The following is a 20,502-nucleotide window of genomic DNA, read 5'->3' on the forward strand; positions in this document are numbered from 1 at the left end:
AGATTAAGATGATGCTTGTTCATCTTCTACAGGCTTGCTGACTAAAACCTCTCTAGGTTTACTACCTTCGTAAGGACCAACGATTCCGTTATCTTCCATAGCATCAATTAATCTTGCCGCTCTTGTGTAACCAATACGAAATCTTCTCTGAAGTAATGAAACTGACGCAGATTGCATATTTGTTACTAATTCAACTGCTTCATTATATAGTTCATCGTCAACTTCAGTCTTTCCGTCTTTCTCTTCTTTTACCATCATTTCCTCTTGGTATTGCGCTTTTTGTTGAGAAATTGTAAATTCTACAACACGCTCTACCTCATCATCTGATAAAAAAGCACCTTGAACACGAATTGGTTTAGAAGCTCCTATCGGTTGGTAAAGCATATCACCTCTACCTAAAAGCTTCTCTGCACCTCCTGAATCTAAGATGGTTCTTGAATCTGTTTGCGAGGAAACACTAAACGCTATTCGAGAAGGTATATTCGCTTTAATAACTCCAGTAATGACATCAACTGATGGTCTTTGCGTCGCGATAATTAAATGAATCCCAGCCGCTCGGGCCATTTGTGCTAAACGAGTAATTGAATCTTCTACATCACTAGAAGCAACCATCATTAAGTCAGCAAGCTCATCGACAATAACAACGATAAATGGTAATAGTGGTTGTTTCGCATCCATCATATTGTTATTTTGACGAATTAACTCATTATAAGCCTCAATATTTCTAGTACCTGTATGAGAAAATAACTCATAACGTCTTTCCATTTCACTTACAACTTTTCGAAGGGCTTGAGATGCTTTTTTCGGATTTGTAACAACTGGTGTTAATAAATGTGGAATTCCATTATATACATTTAGTTCAACCATCTTAGGATCGATTAACATCAATTTTACTTCTGAAGGTTTAGCATTCATCAGAATACTAACAATAATCCCGTTTATACATACACTTTTCCCACTTCCGGTTGCACCAGCAACTAGTAAATGGGGCATTTTATTGAGTTCTGCAAATACAGCTTCACCAGCTATATCTTTTCCAAGTGAAACCGCGAGAGGATTTTGAAGTTTAGGATTTTTCGTTTCAAGCACTTCTCTAAGCAACACTGTTGTAATGTTTGTATTTGGAACTTCAATCCCGACAGCTGACTTCCCAGGAATCGGCGCTTCTATTCGAATATCTTTCGCCGCTAGGGCAAGCGCTAAATCATCACTTAAATTAACAATTCTACTTACCTTTACACCAGCCTCTGGGTATACTTCATATTTTGTAACTGCTGGACCATGATGAACTTTCGTTACATTTGCTTTCACACCAAAGCTCTGGAATGTTCGTTCTAGCTTGTCTGCATTTTCTTTTAGCTTCGATTCATTTTCTCTCTTTTTAACACCTTTAGGAAATGCCAGTAAATCCATTGATGGTAATACATAGTCTACTTTCTCATCCATCCCTACTTCAGCAACTGGAATATCGATAGAATTATCATCATCTTCGGTGTTATCTGTATTGAAACTTGCAATGACTTGTTCATTTACACTTACATTTGGTTGATATGTAGGGGAATATTCAATTTGAATTTCCTTTGGTTCTTCAATTACTTCCTCCTCATACATTCCGGCAATTTCTATATTTCTATTGACCAATTCTTCTTCTTTTTCTTCTTTTTCAGCTTTTCTTTTTTGTTTCGCAGCCGCTCTTCTACCTGTCGTTTTTGGTTCACGCTCACGCTTCCAAAAATTACGAAAATCTCTGAATACATCCGATATTACATTTCTAAGTTTTGGCATCATGTATTGATATAGGTACCCACCAAGCGGTTTCCCAGTAATAAATAAAATACCAGCTACAATTGCAATGACACCAAATAAAATAGCGCCAGTACGATCAAATAGAAAATATAAAATAGCAAATAATATTGCTCCAATCATCCCGCCACCAAGATCGACTGTACTAATTTGGCCTTTTGCTTCAATCATAAATAAATCAAATGTACTTTTCAGAACAGATTGATCTTTAAATTGGTTACCTTTTGCTAGTAAATCAAATAGAGTAACATGACTAAACATCAATATACTAAAGAAGATTAATAAACCACCCATCGTTATACTCGATATAAAGGGTGGCCTTTTTCGGTAGATGATACTATAAGCAGATAAGCCGATAATAAATAGAAAACTTAGCATATACCATTCGCCAAAGAAAAATCGTAAAAATAGCACAAATGATTTTCCTACTATGCCTAGTTTTAAAATTGTAATGATTGATAGTGCTATAAATAGTAAACCACTAATTTCATACCATATTGATCCCGAGCCACTTAAAGATTTTCGAGCTTTTGATTTTTGTTGTTTCTGTTTTGCCATGTATTTCACCCCCATCTAAGAAAGCAGATTCGCCAAAGAAAGCAGCCTTTTGGCTGCTTTCTTAAATTGAATTTATTATAACATATCAGAACATATGTTTACCATGTATTGTTAACATTTACCTTAAGTTGGTAGGATGAATATTCGTTGACCTGGCTCATATTGCATATAATGCTCGGGATCTGTACTAACAATTCTTCTAATTTCGAAAGAACTGCCACCAACACTATCTACTAGCATTGGTACTCCATTGTATTCCATATATTGCTGCTGAGTATATTCTTGTTGATCAATAGGATAAATAGATTCAAGTGGCATAATTGTATAAAGAATCAAAATGCATTCTCCTCTTTATTCGATTTTTCTTTTCTCTCATCTATTAATTCATGAAGTTTTTGTATAGCTTGACCAATTCCACCAACATCGTCAATTAGACCATATTTTACAGCGTCTATACCTACTACATTAGAACCTATATCTCGTGTAAGATTTCCTTTTGTAAACATTAATTCTTTGAAACGCTCTTCAGTAATCTTTGAGTGCTTTGTAACAAATCCAGTAACTCTTTCTTGCATTTTATCAAGATACTCAAATGTTTGAGGCACTCCGATCACAAGTCCAGTTAATCGTATAGGATGGATCGTCATCGTAGCTGTTTCAGCGATAAATGAATAGTCCGTACTAACAGCAATCGGAACCCCGATACTATGGCCTCCACCTAGAACAATTGAAACTGAAGGTTTCGTTAAAGAAGCTACCATTTCTGAAATAGCAAGTCCAGCTTCAACATCACCTCCAACTGTATTTAAAACAATTAATAACCCTTCAATTTTTGGATTTTGCTCAATTGCAACCAATTGTGGGATTAAATGCTCATATTTAGTTGTTTTATTTTGTGGTGGAAGTGCAACATGACCTTCAATTTGACCAATAATTGTTAAACAATGTATTTTTGAATCATTTGAAGTTGGTACATTTGTTTGACCAAGCTGTTGAATTTTCTCAACAATGCTCATTTCTTTTTGATCATTTGGTTTTGAGGGTGATTCTTCGTTTGGGATTGGTGTTTCATTATTTGAATTTGACACAGGCGGTTCCCCCTATCATTTTTCATACATGTTAGTATGTGAAAATAATATGGAAAACATACCTTAATTTGCAAAGAAGAGAAGCTTTTCTTAGCTTCTCCTTGTCATTTAAACTTCCATTAAAATTGGAAGTATCATAGGTCTACGCTTAGTTTCTTCATATAAATAAGCACTTAGTCCATCTCTTATTGAATTTTTTAACAATGTCCATTCTATTTGATCATTTTGTAACATTCTTTCGGTAATGTCCTTGACCATTTCAGTTGATCTAGTAATAAGCTTTTCTGATTCTCTCACATAAACAAAGCCTCGTGTAATAATTTCTGGTCCTGAAAGAATTAAACGTTTCTGCTTATTAAAAGTGACAACAACTACTAGAATTCCATCTTGTGAAAGAAGTTTACGGTCTCTTAAAACGATATTTCCAACATCACCAACACCGATTCCATCGATTAGTACATTGCCAACTTCAACTCTTTCAGTACGATTAGCCTGTCCGTTTTTAAATGAAACAACATCGCCTTTTTCAACTATAAAAATATTTTCTTTCGGAATTCCAACTTCTTCAGCAATGTGCCCATGTGCTTTTTGCATACGGTATTCACCATGAACTGGTAGGAAATATTGTGGTTTCATTAATTCTAGCATTAGTTTTAATTCTTCCTCATAACCATGACCTGACACATGAACTTTTTTATATCCGTATATTACATTCGCTCCAGCTCTAAACAGTAGATTAACTGATGATGATACAAGCATTTCATTACCTGGGATTGGTGTTGCTGCCATTAATACAGTATCACCTTTTCGAATAGAAACTTGTTTATGAGTTCCTTTTGCAATTCGAGAAAGAGCTGACATCGGTTCACCTTGTGTACCTGTCGTTAAAATAACAATATCACTTTGTTTATAGTTATCTGTATCAACGACAGAAATAAATAAATCCTCAGGAATTGTTAAGTAGTCTAATTCCTTAGCTAATTCTATTGATTTAACCATACTACTACCTACAACAGCCAATTTACGCTCTGCAGCTATACAAGCATCAATTACTTGTTGAATACGATAAATATTTGAAGAAAAACAAGTGATGATGACTCGACCTTTTGCATTCATAACTTCTTTTTTAATCTCTTCAGAAACTTTTTTCTCAGAACCAGAGAATCCTAGTCTTTCTGCATTTGTACTATCAGAAAGTAAACATAATACCCCATTGTTTCCGATTAATGCAAGCTTACCAATATCTGCGCCTTGGTACGGACTTTTCGATTGATCAAATTTAAAATCTCCAGTATATACAACAGATCCTTGTGGTGTATCAATACAAATACCAAAAGAATCTGGAATACTATGAGTTGTACGGAAAAAGCGAATTGAACTTTGATCGAATACAAATGAACTTTGCTCATCATAAAGTTCAAATTGCTCCATATTTTTTATACCTTTTTCGCTTAACTTTTCTCTTATATATAAGTACGCCAGTTTATTTGTATAAAATTTTACATTTGGAAGCTTCTTCATAATATATGGAATTGCCCCAATATGATCTTCATGTCCGTGTGTGATAAAAACACCCACTAGTCTTTGAGCGTTTTTCTCTAAATAACTTACATCTGGTATGACATGATCAATACCGTACATTTCTTGTTCAGGAAATTTAAGACCAGCATCAAGTACATAAATTGCTTCCCCTACTTCAACAACATACATATTTTTTCCGATTTCACCAACCCCACCTAGGGCAAATACTTTTACTTGTTCATTTATATCTTTAGCCACTACCTGTTCCTCCTAGTACATTTTAAATTTACAGACCGTTCAAAATCTTACAAACATTATATCCTAGTAGGAACAATGAAAACAAGATACATTCTTCCTTAAAAAGGAAAATTGACATGTGAAATCAATGGCCTAGATGACTAGATATTAAAAGGTTTATCTTAATTTTTTTCTCTTTTTTCACAATAAAAAAACCATTTTCAAACAGTAATTCCTGCTCAAAAATGGTTTGTTATTTTTATTAATTTTGTAACGCTTCTTCCAATTGATTCATTAATGAAGTTAATGTTGTACGTTCCGCTTCTGTTAATGGTACAAGTGGTAATCTTACTCCACCAACATCTAAGCCTTTCATTTGTAATGCTGTTTTAATTGGACTTGGGCTTGGAGCCATAAAGAATCCATCAAATAATGGAGATAATTTACGATGTAAAAATTGTGCTTGCTCCATATTCCCAGTAAAGAAGCTTTCAGCTAATAGTTGCATTTCATTTCCTAACACATGAGAAGCTACTGAAACAGTTCCTTTTGAACCAATTGCAAATGCTGGTAGTGTTAAACCATCGTCTCCACAATAAAGTTCAAAATCCTCAGGTGTACGATCAATTATTTCAGTCATTACACCTAAATTACCTGTAGCGTCTTTAATTGCAACAATATTTGGTACTTCTGCAAGTCTTACAACTGTATCAATAGCTAAATTTGCAACAGTTCTACCAGGTACGTTGTATAACATCACAGGAAGCTCAGTACTTTCTGCTGCTGCTTTAAAATGCTGATATAGACCTTCTTGGTTTGGTTTATTGTAATATGGTACGACAACCATAATCGCATCTACACCAAGCTCAGTTACTTTCTTTGTTAATGAAACAGTTGCTCTTGTATCATTACTACCTGTTCCAGCTATTACTGGAATTCGGCCATCAACAACCGTAACAACGTGTCTAATTAATGCTAATTTTTCTTCTGATGTTAAAGTTGGAGATTCTCCAGTTGTACCACATACTACAATTGAATCTGTGCCATTTTCTATTAAGTAATTCACTAGTTTTGTTGTTTTTGCGAAATCAATATTACCTTTTGAATCAAAAGGCGTTACCATCGCAGTTGAAATTTTACCAAATCTGCTCATTTTCCCACTCCGATCAAATAATTAATCCATTTTTACCGAGCTAAGCTCAAAAGCCTCATGTAAGGCTGTAACCGCTTCTATCATATCTTCATTTTTTACAAGTACCCAGATTGTTGTGTGACTGTCAGCAGATTGAAGTATTTGAATACCTTTTTCGGCAAGAGCAGTAACAATTTTTGATGTTACACCCGGTACACCTGCTATTGCTGCACCAACGATTGATACTTTTGCACAACCAGTTGTAAAAGAAGGCTCATAGCCAATTCCGTTTAGTACATCAATTGCTTTTGTAGCAACGTCATCGCTAACAGTGTATACAACACCATTTGGAGAAATATTAATAAAATCAACGCTAATACCTTTATTAGCCATTGCTTTAAATACTTGAGAATGCAAATCAAAAGTATGTTCTTTTGATGTCACACGAATTTGAGTAACATTTGGTACATGAGCAATTCCTGTAATTAATCGATCTTGTATATCTCCGCCGATTAATTTTTGAGAAGGATTTGATGTTACAAGCGTACCTAGACTATTTGAGTATGTTGAACGAATTCTAATTGGTACTTTCCCTTGCATTGCAATTTCAACTGCTCTTGGATGAATTACCTTCGCACCTTGATATGCCATATTGCAGATTTCTGCATATGTTACAACAGATAAAGGACGTGCTTCTTTTACGATTCTTGGGTCAGCTGTCATTACACCTTCAACGTCTGTGAAAATTTCAATTGTTTCTGCCCCAACTGCAACCCCAAGTGCTGAAGCAGAAGTATCACTTCCACCTCTACCTAAAGTCGTTATATCACCTTTTGTAGTGGCACCTTGGAAACCAGCAACAACTACAACATCGTAGTTTTCAAGCTCTTTCACAAGGCGTCCGCATTTCATATCTAATATTTTTGCATTTCCAAATTCATCATTCGTACGGAATCCTGCTGAAGCACCTGTCATTGCCGTAGCATGAATGCCATTTTCATTTAATAAATTAGAAAAGACAATAGAAGATATTGTTTCTCCACATGACATTAATAAATCAAGTTCTCTTTGAGATACTTTACTTTTTTTTGCACCGACTAAATTTAATAATGTATCTGTAGCGTATGGTTCACCTTTACGACCCATAGCAGATACAACTACTACTAACTTATATCCATTTTCTAAAGCTTCTTTTATATGTTTAAGTGCGTGTGATCTACCATTCTCATCACGTACTGAAGTCCCACCAAATTTTTGGACTAAAATTTTCATCCTTGCACCTCTCTAGCTGTTTCTCACTAAATGATGCTTAACTCAATCAATTTTTCAGCGATTTGAACTGAATTCCAAGCAGCACCTTTTAATAAATTATCTGATACGATCCATAAATGGAATCCTAATGGATTGTCTAAATCTTTACGAATACGACCAACAAAAACATCATTACTTCCTATGCTATAAAATGGCATTGGATATAATTGTTGATCTGGATCATCTTGAAGTACGATTCCAGGAGCATCGCTTAAAATTGTTTTAAGTTCTTCAACTGTAACCTCTTTATCTACTTCGATATATACTGACTCTGAGTGCCCAGAAATAACAGGCAATCTTACACATGTTGCACTTATTTTCAATTCAGGTAAGTGCATGATTTTCTTTGTTTCATTAATCATTTTCATCTCTTCATAAGTATATCCATTCTCTGTAAAAACATCGATTTGTGGAATTGCATTAAATGCGATTTGATAATGCTTTTCACCACTTTTTACTGGTAAAACAGAAGGAGTTGCTTCTTCACCATTTAAAAATGCTTGTGCTTGCTCTTTTAATGCTTCAATTGCTGTTACACCAGCACCTGAAACTGCTTGGTAAGTTGAAACAACAACTTTATTTAAACCGATTGTTTGACGAATAGGTTCAAGTGCAACTACCATTTGGATTGTAGAGCAGTTCGGATTTGCGATAATACCTTTATGGTTAAATAGATCTTTATCATTCACTTCAGGTACAACTAGAGGAACATCTTCAGCCATTCTAAATGCACTTGTGTTATCTACTACAACTGCACCTCTTTTAACAGCTTCAGGAGCAAGTTCTTTTGATACAGATCCACCTGCACTAAATAACGCGATATCAACACCTTCAAAAGCTTCTGGTGTTGCTTCTTGTACAATAACTTCTTGACCTTTGTAAAATAAAGTCGTACCAGCTGAACGTTTTGAAGATAAATATTTTATTTCTTTTATCGGAAAGTCTCTTTTTTCCAAAGTAGCAATCATTTGTTGACCTACTGCACCAGTAGCTCCGACTACAGCTACAACATAATTTTGTTTATTTCCCACAATTTGCACCTTCCCTATTTCTAACTTTTATTAAATAGTTTACGCGATTTTAAGTGATATTTCAAAGCTTTTAGTTTGGACATTTCTATTCATAGGAACGAGTATGTATCACTAGACACATACTCAATTTTCTTCATTCTAACATAGAAAAAATAAATCGGAGTTATTTTTTCCAAATTTATTATTGCAAATCGCGATATTTTTCTACTAAAACAGGCTGAAGCTGCTTTCCTTCGATCGATGCCTTGACTGTTTCAAGTAAAGATTCCATTCTAGCCACTAAAGAATTCGGTTTTTTAACCGGATCATCTTGACCAAAAGGAATAAAATATATATTTTTTGTACTCATTAAACGCATTAAATTAGTGCCATTTAAACCTAATGCATCATTTGTAGAAATACCTAATACAACAGGTTTACCATTTCTTAATGTTGCTTTAGCTGCCATTAGTACTGGTGAATCAGTTTGAGCGTTTGCGAATTTACTCATTGAATTTCCAGTTAAAGGTGCAATGACCATACAGTCTAATTGAACTTTAGGTCCAAATGGTTCCGCACCAACAATTGAATCCACTGTTTTGCGACCAGTAATTTCTTCAATTTTTTCAATCCAGTCTTCTCCAACACCAAATCTTGTTGTTGTACTTTTCACAGTAAATGTAACAACTGGATATACGTCAGCTCCATCATCAACTAGTTTTTGTATTTGTGGAACGACCTCTTCATACGTACAATGTGAACCTGTAATTCCGAAACCAACCTTTTTACCTTTAAGCGTCATTACGGTTGCTCCTTTCTTTTTTCTAAATCGTCTTTTAAAAGCTGTGTTAAAACATTTCCAATAATTTGACCAGCTGTTTTAGGAGCAACGATTCCTGGTAAGCCTGGTGCTAATAATGCTTTTATTCCTCTTTTTTCTGCATATCGAAAATCGGTACCTCCAGGCTTTGATGCTAAGTCAATAATGAGAGCATGCGGTTGTAATTTTGAAATCACACTAGCTGTTACGATTAAGGAAGGGACTGTATTTATCACAACATCAACATCTTTGAGTGCTTCTTCGATATGTTTAAATTCAAATGCTTCTAATCCCATTTCTACAATTCTTGCAATATGTTCTGATCTACGAGCTCCAACTTTTACTTTTGCACCTAAACTATGAAACGTACGACCAACACTCATTCCAGTACGACCTAATCCTAGTACAGCAACTTTTGAATTATGAATCGTGTATTCAGTGTGTTGAATGACCATCATAATAGTTCCTTCAACAGTCGGAATACTGTTATAAATGGCAACATCATCTCTTTCAAACAACTTCACAAGTTTTCGATTTGATGCTGCAATAATACTGTCTAAATAACTATTGCTAATACCAGAGTAAATCGTACAATGTTCTGGAGTACTATCAAGAAGCTCTTTCGTCAAAACAACTTTCTCATTTGAAAAAATTGTATCCACTACACCTTCAATGTTTGTGCCAGGTACAGGTAATAAAATTGCATCTAAATCCTCAAAACTTGCATCCGCGATTAACTCTTTTGATGCACTTGTAAAACCACTATCTAATTGTTCAAAACCAATTAATGTTACTTTTGCGTCTAACTCTGTTAACTTCCGAATAACTTCCAGCTGTCTGGCATCCCCGCCTAAAACAGCTATATGCAAGCCAGTTAACATGCAGCATTCACCTTCTTTACTTCACTATGGTAAATGGAAATGACTATATTTAAGGCAGGACTACCGCCTAACATCTTTCTCCTAAATATCTTATGATTTTCCTTTCTCATTGGTGAAAGGAAATATAAAAAGAGGACCCTCATTATTTGAAGGTCCTCTTTGATCGATTTCTTATTTAATACTAGATGGCATGATACCGTCAGGGCTTACTAATGAAACTGCATAGTCATCTGTAAAGACAAATCGCGCGATATCATTAACATTCGAAATCGTAACACCGTCTATTAATTGAATAATTTCATCTAAAGAGCGATGTTCGCCTAGCATTAATTCATTTTTACCATTTCGGCTCATTCTGCTATTTGTACTTTCTAAGCCCAACATTAAATTCCCTTTTAATTGTTCCTTACAATTTACTAGTTCTTTTTCTGAAATACCATCAACTGTTAAAATCTTTAATGTTTCTTGAATTGTTTCGAATAACTGGTTTAATTGGCTTTTACCAGTACCTGCATAAATAGCTACCATACCACTATCTTGATATGCAGAGTGGTAAGAGAAGACCGAATACGCAAGTCCTCTTTGTTCACGAACATCCTGGAATAAGCGACTACTCATACTTCCACCAAGAATATTGTTTAATGTGATTAAAGGATATAAATCGTCATGACCAATCTCTAATCCTCTGTAACCAACACAAAGATGTGCTTGCTCTGTTTCTTTTTTACGCGAAATCTTTCCATAGTGTAAAGTCGGTACGCCAAAAGTGATTTCTTTCTTTTTACCTTCGTATTGCCCAAATAATTGCTCAACACGACTTACAAAGGAATCATCTATATTTCCAGCAATAGACACGACAACTTGATCTGGCGTATAAAAATCCTTCATATATTGGCGTAACGTATCACCATTAAAAGATTTTAACGTTTCTTCAGTTCCAAGGATTGGTGACCCTAATGGATGCTTCTCATACATAACTTTACTTAATAAATCATGCACTAAATCATCTGGCGTATCATCATACATTTTTATTTCTTCTAACACTACATTTTTTTCCTTTTCTAATTCACCTTCATCAAAAGTTGAATTGAAAAACATATCTCCTAACACATTTAATGCATAATCAGCATGTGTATCTAAAACTTTAGCATAATAGCAAGTATATTCTTTAGACGTAAAGGCATTTACTTGTCCACCAATCGAATCAAAGCTTTCTGCTATTTCTTTTGCGCTTCTTGTAGATGTTCCTTTAAAAAACATATGTTCAAGAAAATGTGATACACCATTTAATTCAGGAACTTCATTTGTTGAACCCGTTTTAATCCATATACCAATTGCAACTGAACGAACAGTTGGAATATTTTCTAAAACTACTCTTACACCATTTTTACAAGTATGTCGTACTATCATGTATTGCCTCCTATGTATGCACCGTCATTTACAATTGTAATAAATTGAAAAAATTTACTATATTTTACAATCATCTTAACAAAGCTGACATAAAAAGTCATTTTTTTTCAACATTTTTAACTGTATCGTATCTTTTTTCGTCTAATAATGTTGAAATATTGACAACTTTCCTACCTGATGCTTCTATTTTTGTTATTAACTCATCAAGTGATTCCGCAGTTGGAGCAGTTGGGTGCATTAACACGATTGTTCCGTTATCTACTTTTTTCATAACTCGATTAATTAGTACATCTTTTGGTGGTTTCTGCCAATCAATTGTATCAGCTGTCCACATAATTGTACCTAGACCTAGTTTTGAAGCTACATTTACTACCTCTTCTCGAAAACTACCACTAGGTGGAGCAAACCATTCAACTTTTTGATCTGTTGTTGCTAAAATGACCGAATTGGTTTTTTGGATTTCATTTGTGATCGCATTTGTACCCAGTCTTGCCATATCAGGGTGAGTATAGGAATGATTCCCTACTTCTTGTTTTGCAGCAGTAATTAATTGTGCCACAGTTGGATTTTCCTTAACCCATCGTCCTTCTAAGAAAAATGTTGCTTCTGCATTATGCTTTTTTAAAACCTCAAGCATCCGAGGAATATATTCATTCCCCCATGCTACGTTTATAGCAAATGCAACCAAAGGTTTTTCAGGGTTTCCTCTATAAACGGGGGATGGTGGTAAATCTCGCAAATGAACTTTCGGGGATATCTCCTTAAAAACTAATTGCTTCTCGTTAAACTCCCCTTTCTTCTTCATCTTCTGATAAGAACTTTCTACATCAACAGTTAAGCCATTGTAGCCTGGAATAGCCTTCCATACTCGATCGATATATGCATCTTTAGGTGCGATTTCATATGTAGGTGCCTTCGTTTTGATTTCTTCATATAAAGCATCAGAATGACCTGCTACAAATGAAGAATGATTGGTTAGTACTGAAACATAATGATTAGTATATTGATTATTAACCACAAAAAAGGCAATAATCATAGCGATTGACAATGCAAATACTTTCAACTTACTTTTACTCATTTCCGGACACCCTCCTACTAGAAGGAATATGATTTTTTAAAAGAAAATAGAACAAGCTTTCTATAAAATTATGTAACACGGACATTCAACTTAAGACTTATAAATACTAGTTAAATGTAAATGTTTCACTTTACACATTAGTGTAACCAAAAAAAAGCCAGGCACTCATAGGAATTTTCCTATTTATACCTGACTTTGTTTTTTTATGGTATTAGTTTGATTCAGCTTTTTCTTTTTGTTCTTTTAATACTGCTTTGCGAGATAAGTTTACTCGTCCTTGCTTATCGATTTCAGTAACCTTTACAAGGAATTCATCGCCAATTGCAATAACATCTTCAACTTTTCCTACACGTTCCTCTGCAAGCTCAGAAATGTGTACTAGACCATCTTTACCAGCAAAGATTTCAACGAATGCTCCGAACTTTTCAATTCGTTTTACTTTACCCATGTATAGTTGTCCAACTTCAACTTCACGTACAAGGTCTTCAATAATTTGTTTTGCACGTTCGTTCATTGGTTGATCAACAGATGAGATAAAGACTGTGCCATCTTGTTCGATGTCAATTTTCACACCAGTTTCTTCAATAATTTTATTAATTTGCTTACCACCAGGTCCAATTACATCTTTAATTTTATCTGGTTTAATTGTCATCATTAAAATTTTAGGTGCGAATTCTGATAAATCTTTTCTTGGTTCACTGATCGTTGCGATCATTGAATCTAGAATTTGCATACGACCAATTTTTGCTTGATCTAATGCTTCTTTTAGAATTTGTCTAGATAAACCTTCAATTTTAATATCCATTTGAAGAGCAGTTACACCTTTAGAAGTACCGGCTACTTTAAAGTCCATATCTCCTAAATGATCTTCCATTCCTTGAATGTCAGTTAAAACTGAATAATGTTCACCAGATTTAATTAGTCCCATGGCAATACCAGCTACAGGTGCTTTAATTGGTACACCAGCATCCATCATTGCTAAAGTACTAGCACAAATACTTGCTTGTGAAGTAGAACCATTTGATTCAAGTACTTCAGATACAAGTCTAATTGTATATGGGAAATCTTTTTGATCAGGAAGACTTGGCTCAAGTGCTTTTTCACCTAATGCACCATGCCCAATTTCACGGCGACCTGGACCACGGATTGGACCTGTTTCACCGACACTAAATAGTGGGAAGTTATAATGATGCATAAAGCGTTTAGATTCTTCAATTCCTAATCCATCAAGAATTTGAACATCACCAAGTGCACCTAAAGTACAGATACTTAAGGCTTGAGTTTGCCCACGAGTAAATAATCCTGAACCATGTGTACGAGGTAGAAGTCCTACTTGAGAAGATAATGGACGAATTTCATCTAACTTTCTTCCATCTGGACGTACTTTTTCAACTGTTATTAAACGACGAACTTCTTCTTTAACAAGCATAGAAAGAATTTCTTTAACTTGTCCAATTGTTTGTTCATCAGCTTCTTTTTCTTCATACTCTGCAATTACTCGATTTTTCACTTCTGTAATCGCTTCTTCACGTGCATGTTTTTCATGAACTTGAATAGCAGAATTTAATTCTACTTCACAAAGGTCACGAACTTGTTTTTCTATATCCGAATCTAATTGATGAAGTTTTACTTCAGATTTTTCTTTACCTACTTGAGCTACAATATCTTCTTGGAACGCAATTAATTTCTTAATTTCTTCGTGTCCAAACATAATAGCTTCTAGCATTACATCTTCTGGCACTTCATTCGCGCTAGCCTCAACCATGTTAATTGCATCTTTTGTTCCTGCTACAGTTAGGTTAATATCGCTTTCTTCAGCTTGTTCAACAGATGGGTTAATTACAAATTCACCATTAATACGACCAACGACTGCACCTGCAATTGGGCCATTAAAAGGAATATCTGAAACTGATAAAGCTAATGAACTACCAAACATCGCTGCCATTTCTGAAGAACAGTTTTGGTCAACACTCATTACCATGCTGATCACTTGAACCTCGTTACGGAATCCTTCTGCAAATAATGGTCGAATTGGACGGTCAATTAATCGACTTGCTAAGATTGCTTTTTCACTCGGTCTACCTTCACGTTTAATAAATCCACCTGGAATTTTACCAACCGCATATAAACGCTCTTCATAGTTTACAGTTAATGGGAAAAAGCTAAGATTTTTTGGTTCTTTTGATGCAGTGACAGTTGAAAGAACGACTGTATCACCGTATCTTACTAATACTGCTCCATTCGCTTGTTTTGCTAGTTGGCCAACTTCTACTGTAAGTGGTTTACCAGCAAGCTCTGTGGAAAAAACGTGCTTTTGTTGTTCCATATGGTATAAATACCCCTCTCTAAATGACAATTCATTGTACTTACCTTGAATTATGTAAAAATCTTCATATTACCTATTATCTCCTATGTTTAGTAAAGAAATCAACTAACGTGAAAGAGATTAAAATATTTATTAATGAAATTAACGATATGTATAAGAAAAAGCGGGAAGAATCCCGCTTTTCTTAGAAGTATCTGATTAGTACTCGAAATTAACGACGTAAACCTAATTTAGTAATTAATTCACGGTAACGAGTAATATCTTTGTTACGTAAGTAGTTAAGTAAGTTACGACGCTTACCAACCATTTTTAATAAACCACGACGAGAGTGGTGATCTTTTTTGTGAGTACGTAAGTGCCCATTTAAAGAGTTGATGTTTTCTGTTAAAACTGCAATTTGAACTTCTGGAGAACCAGTATCGTTTGCATGAGTTTTGTAAGTGCTGATAATTTCGTTTTTACGTTCTTGAGTTAATGCCATGTTTTTTCACCTCATAAAATTATTGTTGAACACCTATCACCTAGCAGTCGTCGGTGAAAATCGATTAGCCAAGCGACGGTTTTTCAAATACGTTGTTAAGTGTACTATGTTTTCATGCTAAAAGCAAGTATTCTAGTTAATCTCTTTAAAATAACTGATGACTGTTTCACGATCTTTATGGAGTTGTTCAATCAGTTCATTTATTCCATTAAACTTCTTCTCATCACGAATTCTTGAATACCAAAAAATCTCAACTTCTTTTCCATAAATATCTTCATTAAAATTAAAAATATTTACTTCAATCGTTTGTTTTTGGAATTCATGATAAAATGTCGGTTTGTAACCAATATTACACATACCCTCATATAATTCACCGTTAACAATACATTTTACTGCATAAACACCAACAGATGGCAATGCATACGGTACGGAAACGGAAATATTTGCTGTTGGGAATCCAATTGTTCTTCCCCTCTTATCTCCATCAACGACAGTTCCAATAATTTGATACTGTCTACCAAGTAACCGAGCAGCTTCATCCATTTCTCCGTCTTTAATCGCTTGACGAATTCTTGATGAACTTACTTTCTCATCATCTATATTAAATTTTGAAACTGTTGTTTGTGTAAATTCATTTCGAGAATGAAATGGTAGTGATTCCATTGTACCTTTACCATATTTGCCGAATGAAAAATCAAATCCAGCTACAACATGTTTCGCATTTAAAGCAATAATATATTGATCAACAAATTCCTGGGGTAAGAGATTTGCAAATTCTTCGGTAAATTGAACAATAAATAATTGGTCAACGCCAAGTTTTTCCATCCACTTCACTTTTAGTTCCAAAGGCGTCAAATATGAAATCGACTCATCTCGATTTCCAAGAATCGCTGATGGATGTGGATCAAATGTCATAACTGATAATAATAATCCTTTTTCATCCGCAATTTCTTTGGCAGTTTTAATGACTTGTTGATGCCCTTTATGTACACCATCAAAAAAGCCAAGTGCTAAGACCGTTTCTTTGCAATCTACTTTTGTTATCGAATGAGGATGGGTGATTTTTATTAATTTTGTCATTTTTATCACCTTCTATATTCAAGTCTCTTTCCCCATTATAGAACAATGGCCAAAATTTATATAGTTTTTTCTATTGATTATGAAATACTCTTGTTGGTTTAATCATTTTAGGATTTTTTGGATTCGGACTATACATCGCGATTACATGTTCATTTTCATTGTAAACAGCGATATATTCTTCTTCTTTTACATTCATTTCATTTCTAAATTGACTGCCATTGAATACTTTTGCTTCATCTTCTTTGTTTACGTTCAAACGTGGATAATCACTTAAAGCTTGTTCCATCGAAAGCATGACCTCGTCTAGTGTACCATCAGCTGCTTTTTCTTCAAGCTCTTCAAACGTCACACAATCATTAATAGAGAAGGCGCCAGCCTTTGTTCTAGTTAGGTATGACATATGCGCTGGATATCCTAAAATTTCTCCCATTTGCACTGCTAAAGTTCGAATATATGTGCCTTTACTACAAAATACTTCAAATTTAAAAGAAATTGTTTCACCTTCAAATAACTCTCGATCATCAAGTAAGGTTAATTCATAAATTGTAATTGTTCGAGTTGGACGCTCTACTTCAATACCCGCTCTAGCATATTCATAAAGCTTTTTGCCATTCACTTTAACAGCTGAGTACATTGGTGGTGTTTGTTGAATATCACCTGTTAGTTTTTTTAAAACATCTAATATTTCTTTGCGAGTAATGACACGATCCACTTTCTTTTCTTCAATTACTTCACCATGTGCATCTTCTGTTGCTGTAGAAAATCCTAATGTAATTTCACCTATATATTTTTTACGATCATCTGTTAGGTACGGAATTAACTTTGTTGCTTCACCGACACAAATAGGTAATACGCCAGTAACTTCTGGATCGAGCGTACCTGTATGTCCAACTTTTTTCGTCTTTAATATTTTTCTTATTTTAAAAACACAATCATGAGACGTTAGTCCAGTAGGTTTGTTAAGTGCAATGACACCATTCATGTTTATCACCTTATTAATCATTTTATGTATTGCAGAAAAATGGATAGACGAAGTATCGCCTATCCATTTCATCTAGTACTATTATTGATTTTCCTTGTTAATCTGAGTTAACAATGTTTCAATTCGATTACCATAATCGACTGATTCATCAAATTCAAAAATTAGTTCAGGCGTCTTACGTAAACGAATACGCTGACCAATTTCTGAACGAATAAATCCTTTTGCTTTTGCTAATCCAATTAATGTATTTTGACGTTGTTCATCGTCACCTAATACTGAAATATAGACTTTAGCTTGTTGAAGATCTCCTGTTACTTGAACATCAGTAACTGTTACGAAACCGATTCTTGGATCTTTTATCTTTCTACCGATAATTTCACCAAGTTCTTTCTTCATTTGTTCCCCAACACGATGTGCTCTAACTTTCATACTTTCACCTCTATCTTACAAAGCAAAACGTTTCGGACTTACATACATTAGTTTAACTAAATGTATTTAATATTATTTATTGGACTTAACCTATCCATCTTTTTACAGGAGGATTCGGTTTTTGTCTTATATTTGCGGAAGCTAGAACGAGCTTGCTCCACTTTTCGTTTTTATCGTTTAATTTCTTCCATTACATAAGCTTCGATGATGTCGCCTTCTTTAATGTCATTGTATTTTTCGATTGTGATACCACATTCGTAGTTCGTTGCAACTTCTTTAACGTCATCTTTGAAACGTTTAAGCGTGTCTAACTGACCTTCGAATACAACAATACCGTTACGGATTAGACGTACTCCACTATCGCGTGTAATTTTACCATCGATAACGTAACAACCAGCAATTGTTCCAACTTTAGATACTTTGAATACTTGTCGAACTTCAGCTTGACCAATTACTTTCTCTTCAAACTCAGGGTCCAACATACCTTTCATAGCAGCTTCGATTTCTTCAATTGCTTTATAGATGATGCGGTGTAGACGAATATCTACATTTTCTAAGTCCGCAGTACGTTTTGCATTTACATCTGGACGTACGTTAAATCCAATAATAATAGCATTTGATGCAGATGCTAAAATTACATCAGATTCAGTGATTGCACCAGCACCAGTGTGAATGATTTTTACTTTAACGCCTTCAACTTCAATTTTTTGAAGAGATGCTGCCATTGCTTCTACAGAACCTTGTACGTCAGCTTTAACGATTAAGTTAATTTCTTTCACATTACCTTCTTGAATTTGTGCAAATAAATCTTCAAGTGATAATTTTGAGCTTTCGCTTCTTTGCTCAAGAACTGCTTTAGATGCACGAGCTTCCCCAACTTGACGAGCGCGTTTTTCATCAGCAAATACCATAAAGCGGTCACCTGCTTGAGGTACTTCATTTAACCCTGTAATTTCAACAGGAGTAGATGGACCAGCTTCTTTAATACGACGACCTAAATCATTTACCATGGCACGTACACGACCAAATGATGTACCTACTACGATTGGGTCACCTACTTTTAATGTTCCATTTTGAACTAGAAGTGTAGCAACAGAACCTTTACCTTTATCTAATTCAGCCTCTATTACAGTACCAACTGCTTTACGAGTATCATTTGCTTTATATTCTTCTACTTCACTTACTAGAAGAATCATTTCTAATAATTGATCTACACCTTCACCGTTTAATGCTGAGATTGGAACGAAAATTGTGTCTCCGCCCCACGCTTCAGAAACTAAACCATATTCAGTTAGTTCTTGCATTACGCGGTCTGGGTTTGCAGCTTCTTTATCCATTTTATTAACTGCAATAATAATTGGTACTTCTGCAGCTTTTGCGTGATTGATTGCTTCTACTGTTTGTGGCATTACACCGTCATCAGCAGCAACAACAATAATTGTAATATCAGTTACTTGAGCTCCACGAGCACGCATTGTTGTAAATGCGGCGTGACCAGGTGTATCTAAGAATGTAATTTTCTTACCTTCAATTTCAACTTGGTATGCACCAATATGCTGAGTAATACCACCTGCTTCTCCAGCAGTAACTTTAGATTTACGAATATAGTCTAGTAAAGTCGTTTTACCATGGTCAACGTGACCCATAATTGTTACGACAGGAGGACGTTCTGATAATAGAGCCTCGTCATCTTCCTCATCAATAAAGCTTTCGAAATCAGAATCATCAACAATTACTTCTTCCTCAACTTCTACACCATAATCACTAGCTAGTAGTTCAATCGTGTCTTTATCAAGGTCTTGGTTAATTGTTGCCATAATTCCAAGTAAAAATAATTTTTTAATTAATTCAGATGGTTCTTTACCTAATTTTTTTGCAAGCTCAGATACTTTTAAAGAACCTGAGAAAACGATTTTATTTGAATTGTTCTCAGTTGAGTTGTTTTTATGATTCATATTTTGGTTGCCTTTCTTATTCCCATTCGTTTGTCGATCTTCATTTTGACTGCTTTGCTTTTGGCTATCAGTCTTTTTCTTTTTATTACTGTTCTTCTTTGATTTCACTTTTGTGTCTTCTAGTTGGTAGTCTACTTCAATATCAAGTTCATCACTTGTTTCAAAATTCAACGCAGGAATTACCTTAATAGAAGGTTTTGATGCTGTTTTTTGGGGTTGTTTTACCTCTACAGACTTTGGTTGAAAACTATGATTTAATTTTTCAACAATATCCTCAGCAATTGTGGCCATATGATTTTTTACTTCTATTTTTAAATCCTTGAGTCTTTCAATAATTTCTTTACTTGAAACATTTTGCTTTTTAGCATACTCATAAATTCTAATTTTCGTCATACGTTCA

Annotated in this window: 17 protein-coding genes; all 17 read right to left on the reverse strand. The window is 34.7% G+C overall.

Translation table 11 applies throughout. The features are described 5' to 3' along the window. Positions 1 to 3: 3 nt before the first annotated feature. Complete coding sequence (locus ACX6U0_RS03935; RefSeq protein WP_464958690.1) at positions 4 to 2,361, reverse strand: DNA translocase FtsK; 2,358 nt, start codon at positions 2,359 to 2,361, stop codon at positions 4 to 6. A gap of 123 nt (positions 2,362 to 2,484) precedes the next feature. Next, entirely contained in the window at positions 2,485 to 2,697 is a 213-nt protein-coding gene (locus ACX6U0_RS03940; protein ID WP_464958691.1) for a YlzJ-like family protein, read from the reverse strand. Continuing rightward, entirely contained in the window at positions 2,694 to 3,377 is a 684-nt protein-coding gene (locus ACX6U0_RS03945; RefSeq protein ID WP_464958875.1) for a ClpP family protease, read from the reverse strand. Before ACX6U0_RS03945 ends, ACX6U0_RS03940 begins: the two co-directional genes overlap by 4 nt. A 180-nt stretch (positions 3,378 to 3,557) precedes the next feature. Then, positions 3,558 to 5,228, reverse strand: coding sequence for a ribonuclease J (locus ACX6U0_RS03950; RefSeq protein WP_464958692.1), 1,671 nt, complete (start codon positions 5,226 to 5,228; stop codon positions 3,558 to 3,560). Between the two features lie 241 nt (positions 5,229 to 5,469). Beyond that, a complete protein-coding gene (dapA, locus tag ACX6U0_RS03955; RefSeq protein WP_464958693.1) occupies positions 5,470 to 6,360 on the reverse strand; it encodes a 4-hydroxy-tetrahydrodipicolinate synthase in 891 nt (296 codons plus the stop codon). 21 nt (positions 6,361 to 6,381) lie between these two features. Next, positions 6,382 to 7,611, reverse strand: a complete 1,230-nt coding sequence (gene dapG / locus ACX6U0_RS03960) for an aspartate kinase (RefSeq protein WP_464958694.1) — start codon at positions 7,609 to 7,611, stop codon at positions 6,382 to 6,384. Between the two features lie 26 nt (positions 7,612 to 7,637). Continuing rightward, positions 7,638 to 8,681: an aspartate-semialdehyde dehydrogenase gene (asd, locus tag ACX6U0_RS03965; RefSeq protein WP_464958695.1), complete on the reverse strand. Its 1,044-nt coding sequence runs from the start codon at positions 8,679 to 8,681 to the stop codon at positions 7,638 to 7,640. 181 nt (positions 8,682 to 8,862) lie between these two features. Next, a complete protein-coding gene (dpaB, locus tag ACX6U0_RS03970; RefSeq protein ID WP_464958696.1) occupies positions 8,863 to 9,462 on the reverse strand; it encodes a dipicolinate synthase subunit B in 600 nt (199 codons plus the stop codon). Next, positions 9,462 to 10,361, reverse strand: a complete 900-nt coding sequence (dpaA, locus tag ACX6U0_RS03975) for a dipicolinic acid synthetase subunit A (RefSeq protein WP_464958697.1) — start codon at positions 10,359 to 10,361, stop codon at positions 9,462 to 9,464. Before dpaA ends, dpaB begins: the two co-directional genes overlap by 1 nt. 171 nt (positions 10,362 to 10,532) lie before the next feature. Next, entirely contained in the window at positions 10,533 to 11,771 is a 1,239-nt protein-coding gene (locus tag ACX6U0_RS03980) for a M16 family metallopeptidase (protein ID WP_464958698.1), read from the reverse strand. A gap of 97 nt (positions 11,772 to 11,868) precedes the next feature. After that, the gene (locus tag ACX6U0_RS03985; RefSeq protein WP_464958876.1) at positions 11,869 to 12,807 is read right to left on the reverse strand and encodes a polysaccharide deacetylase family protein; all 939 of its coding nucleotides are present in this window, start codon (positions 12,805 to 12,807) and stop codon (positions 11,869 to 11,871) included. Positions 12,808 to 13,060: 253 nt separating this feature from the next. Then, on the reverse strand, positions 13,061 to 15,175 hold the full coding sequence (pnp, locus tag ACX6U0_RS03990) for a polyribonucleotide nucleotidyltransferase (RefSeq protein WP_464958699.1): 2,115 nt from the start codon (positions 15,173 to 15,175) through the stop codon (positions 13,061 to 13,063). A gap of 211 nt (positions 15,176 to 15,386) precedes the next feature. After that, the gene (gene rpsO, locus ACX6U0_RS03995; RefSeq protein WP_087998503.1) at positions 15,387 to 15,656 is read right to left on the reverse strand and encodes a 30S ribosomal protein S15; all 270 of its coding nucleotides are present in this window, start codon (positions 15,654 to 15,656) and stop codon (positions 15,387 to 15,389) included. Between the two features lie 132 nt (positions 15,657 to 15,788). Beyond that, positions 15,789 to 16,736 (reverse strand): bifunctional riboflavin kinase/FAD synthetase, encoded by a 948-nt coding sequence (gene ribF, locus ACX6U0_RS04000; RefSeq protein ID WP_464958700.1) that lies wholly within the window; start codon positions 16,734 to 16,736, stop codon positions 15,789 to 15,791. 70 nt (positions 16,737 to 16,806) lie between these two features. Then, the gene (gene truB / locus ACX6U0_RS04005; protein ID WP_464958701.1) at positions 16,807 to 17,718 is read right to left on the reverse strand and encodes a tRNA pseudouridine(55) synthase TruB; all 912 of its coding nucleotides are present in this window, start codon (positions 17,716 to 17,718) and stop codon (positions 16,807 to 16,809) included. 81 nt (positions 17,719 to 17,799) lie between these two features. Then, complete coding sequence (rbfA, locus tag ACX6U0_RS04010; RefSeq protein WP_107900249.1) at positions 17,800 to 18,147, reverse strand: 30S ribosome-binding factor RbfA; 348 nt, start codon at positions 18,145 to 18,147, stop codon at positions 17,800 to 17,802. Between the two features lie 170 nt (positions 18,148 to 18,317). Next, on the reverse strand, positions 18,318 to 20,495 hold the full coding sequence (gene infB / locus ACX6U0_RS04015) for a translation initiation factor IF-2 (RefSeq protein WP_464958702.1): 2,178 nt from the start codon (positions 20,493 to 20,495) through the stop codon (positions 18,318 to 18,320). Positions 20,496 to 20,502 lie beyond the last annotated feature (7 nt).

Source organism: Gottfriedia sp. ABJ_BB2_2, assembly GCF_055484705.1.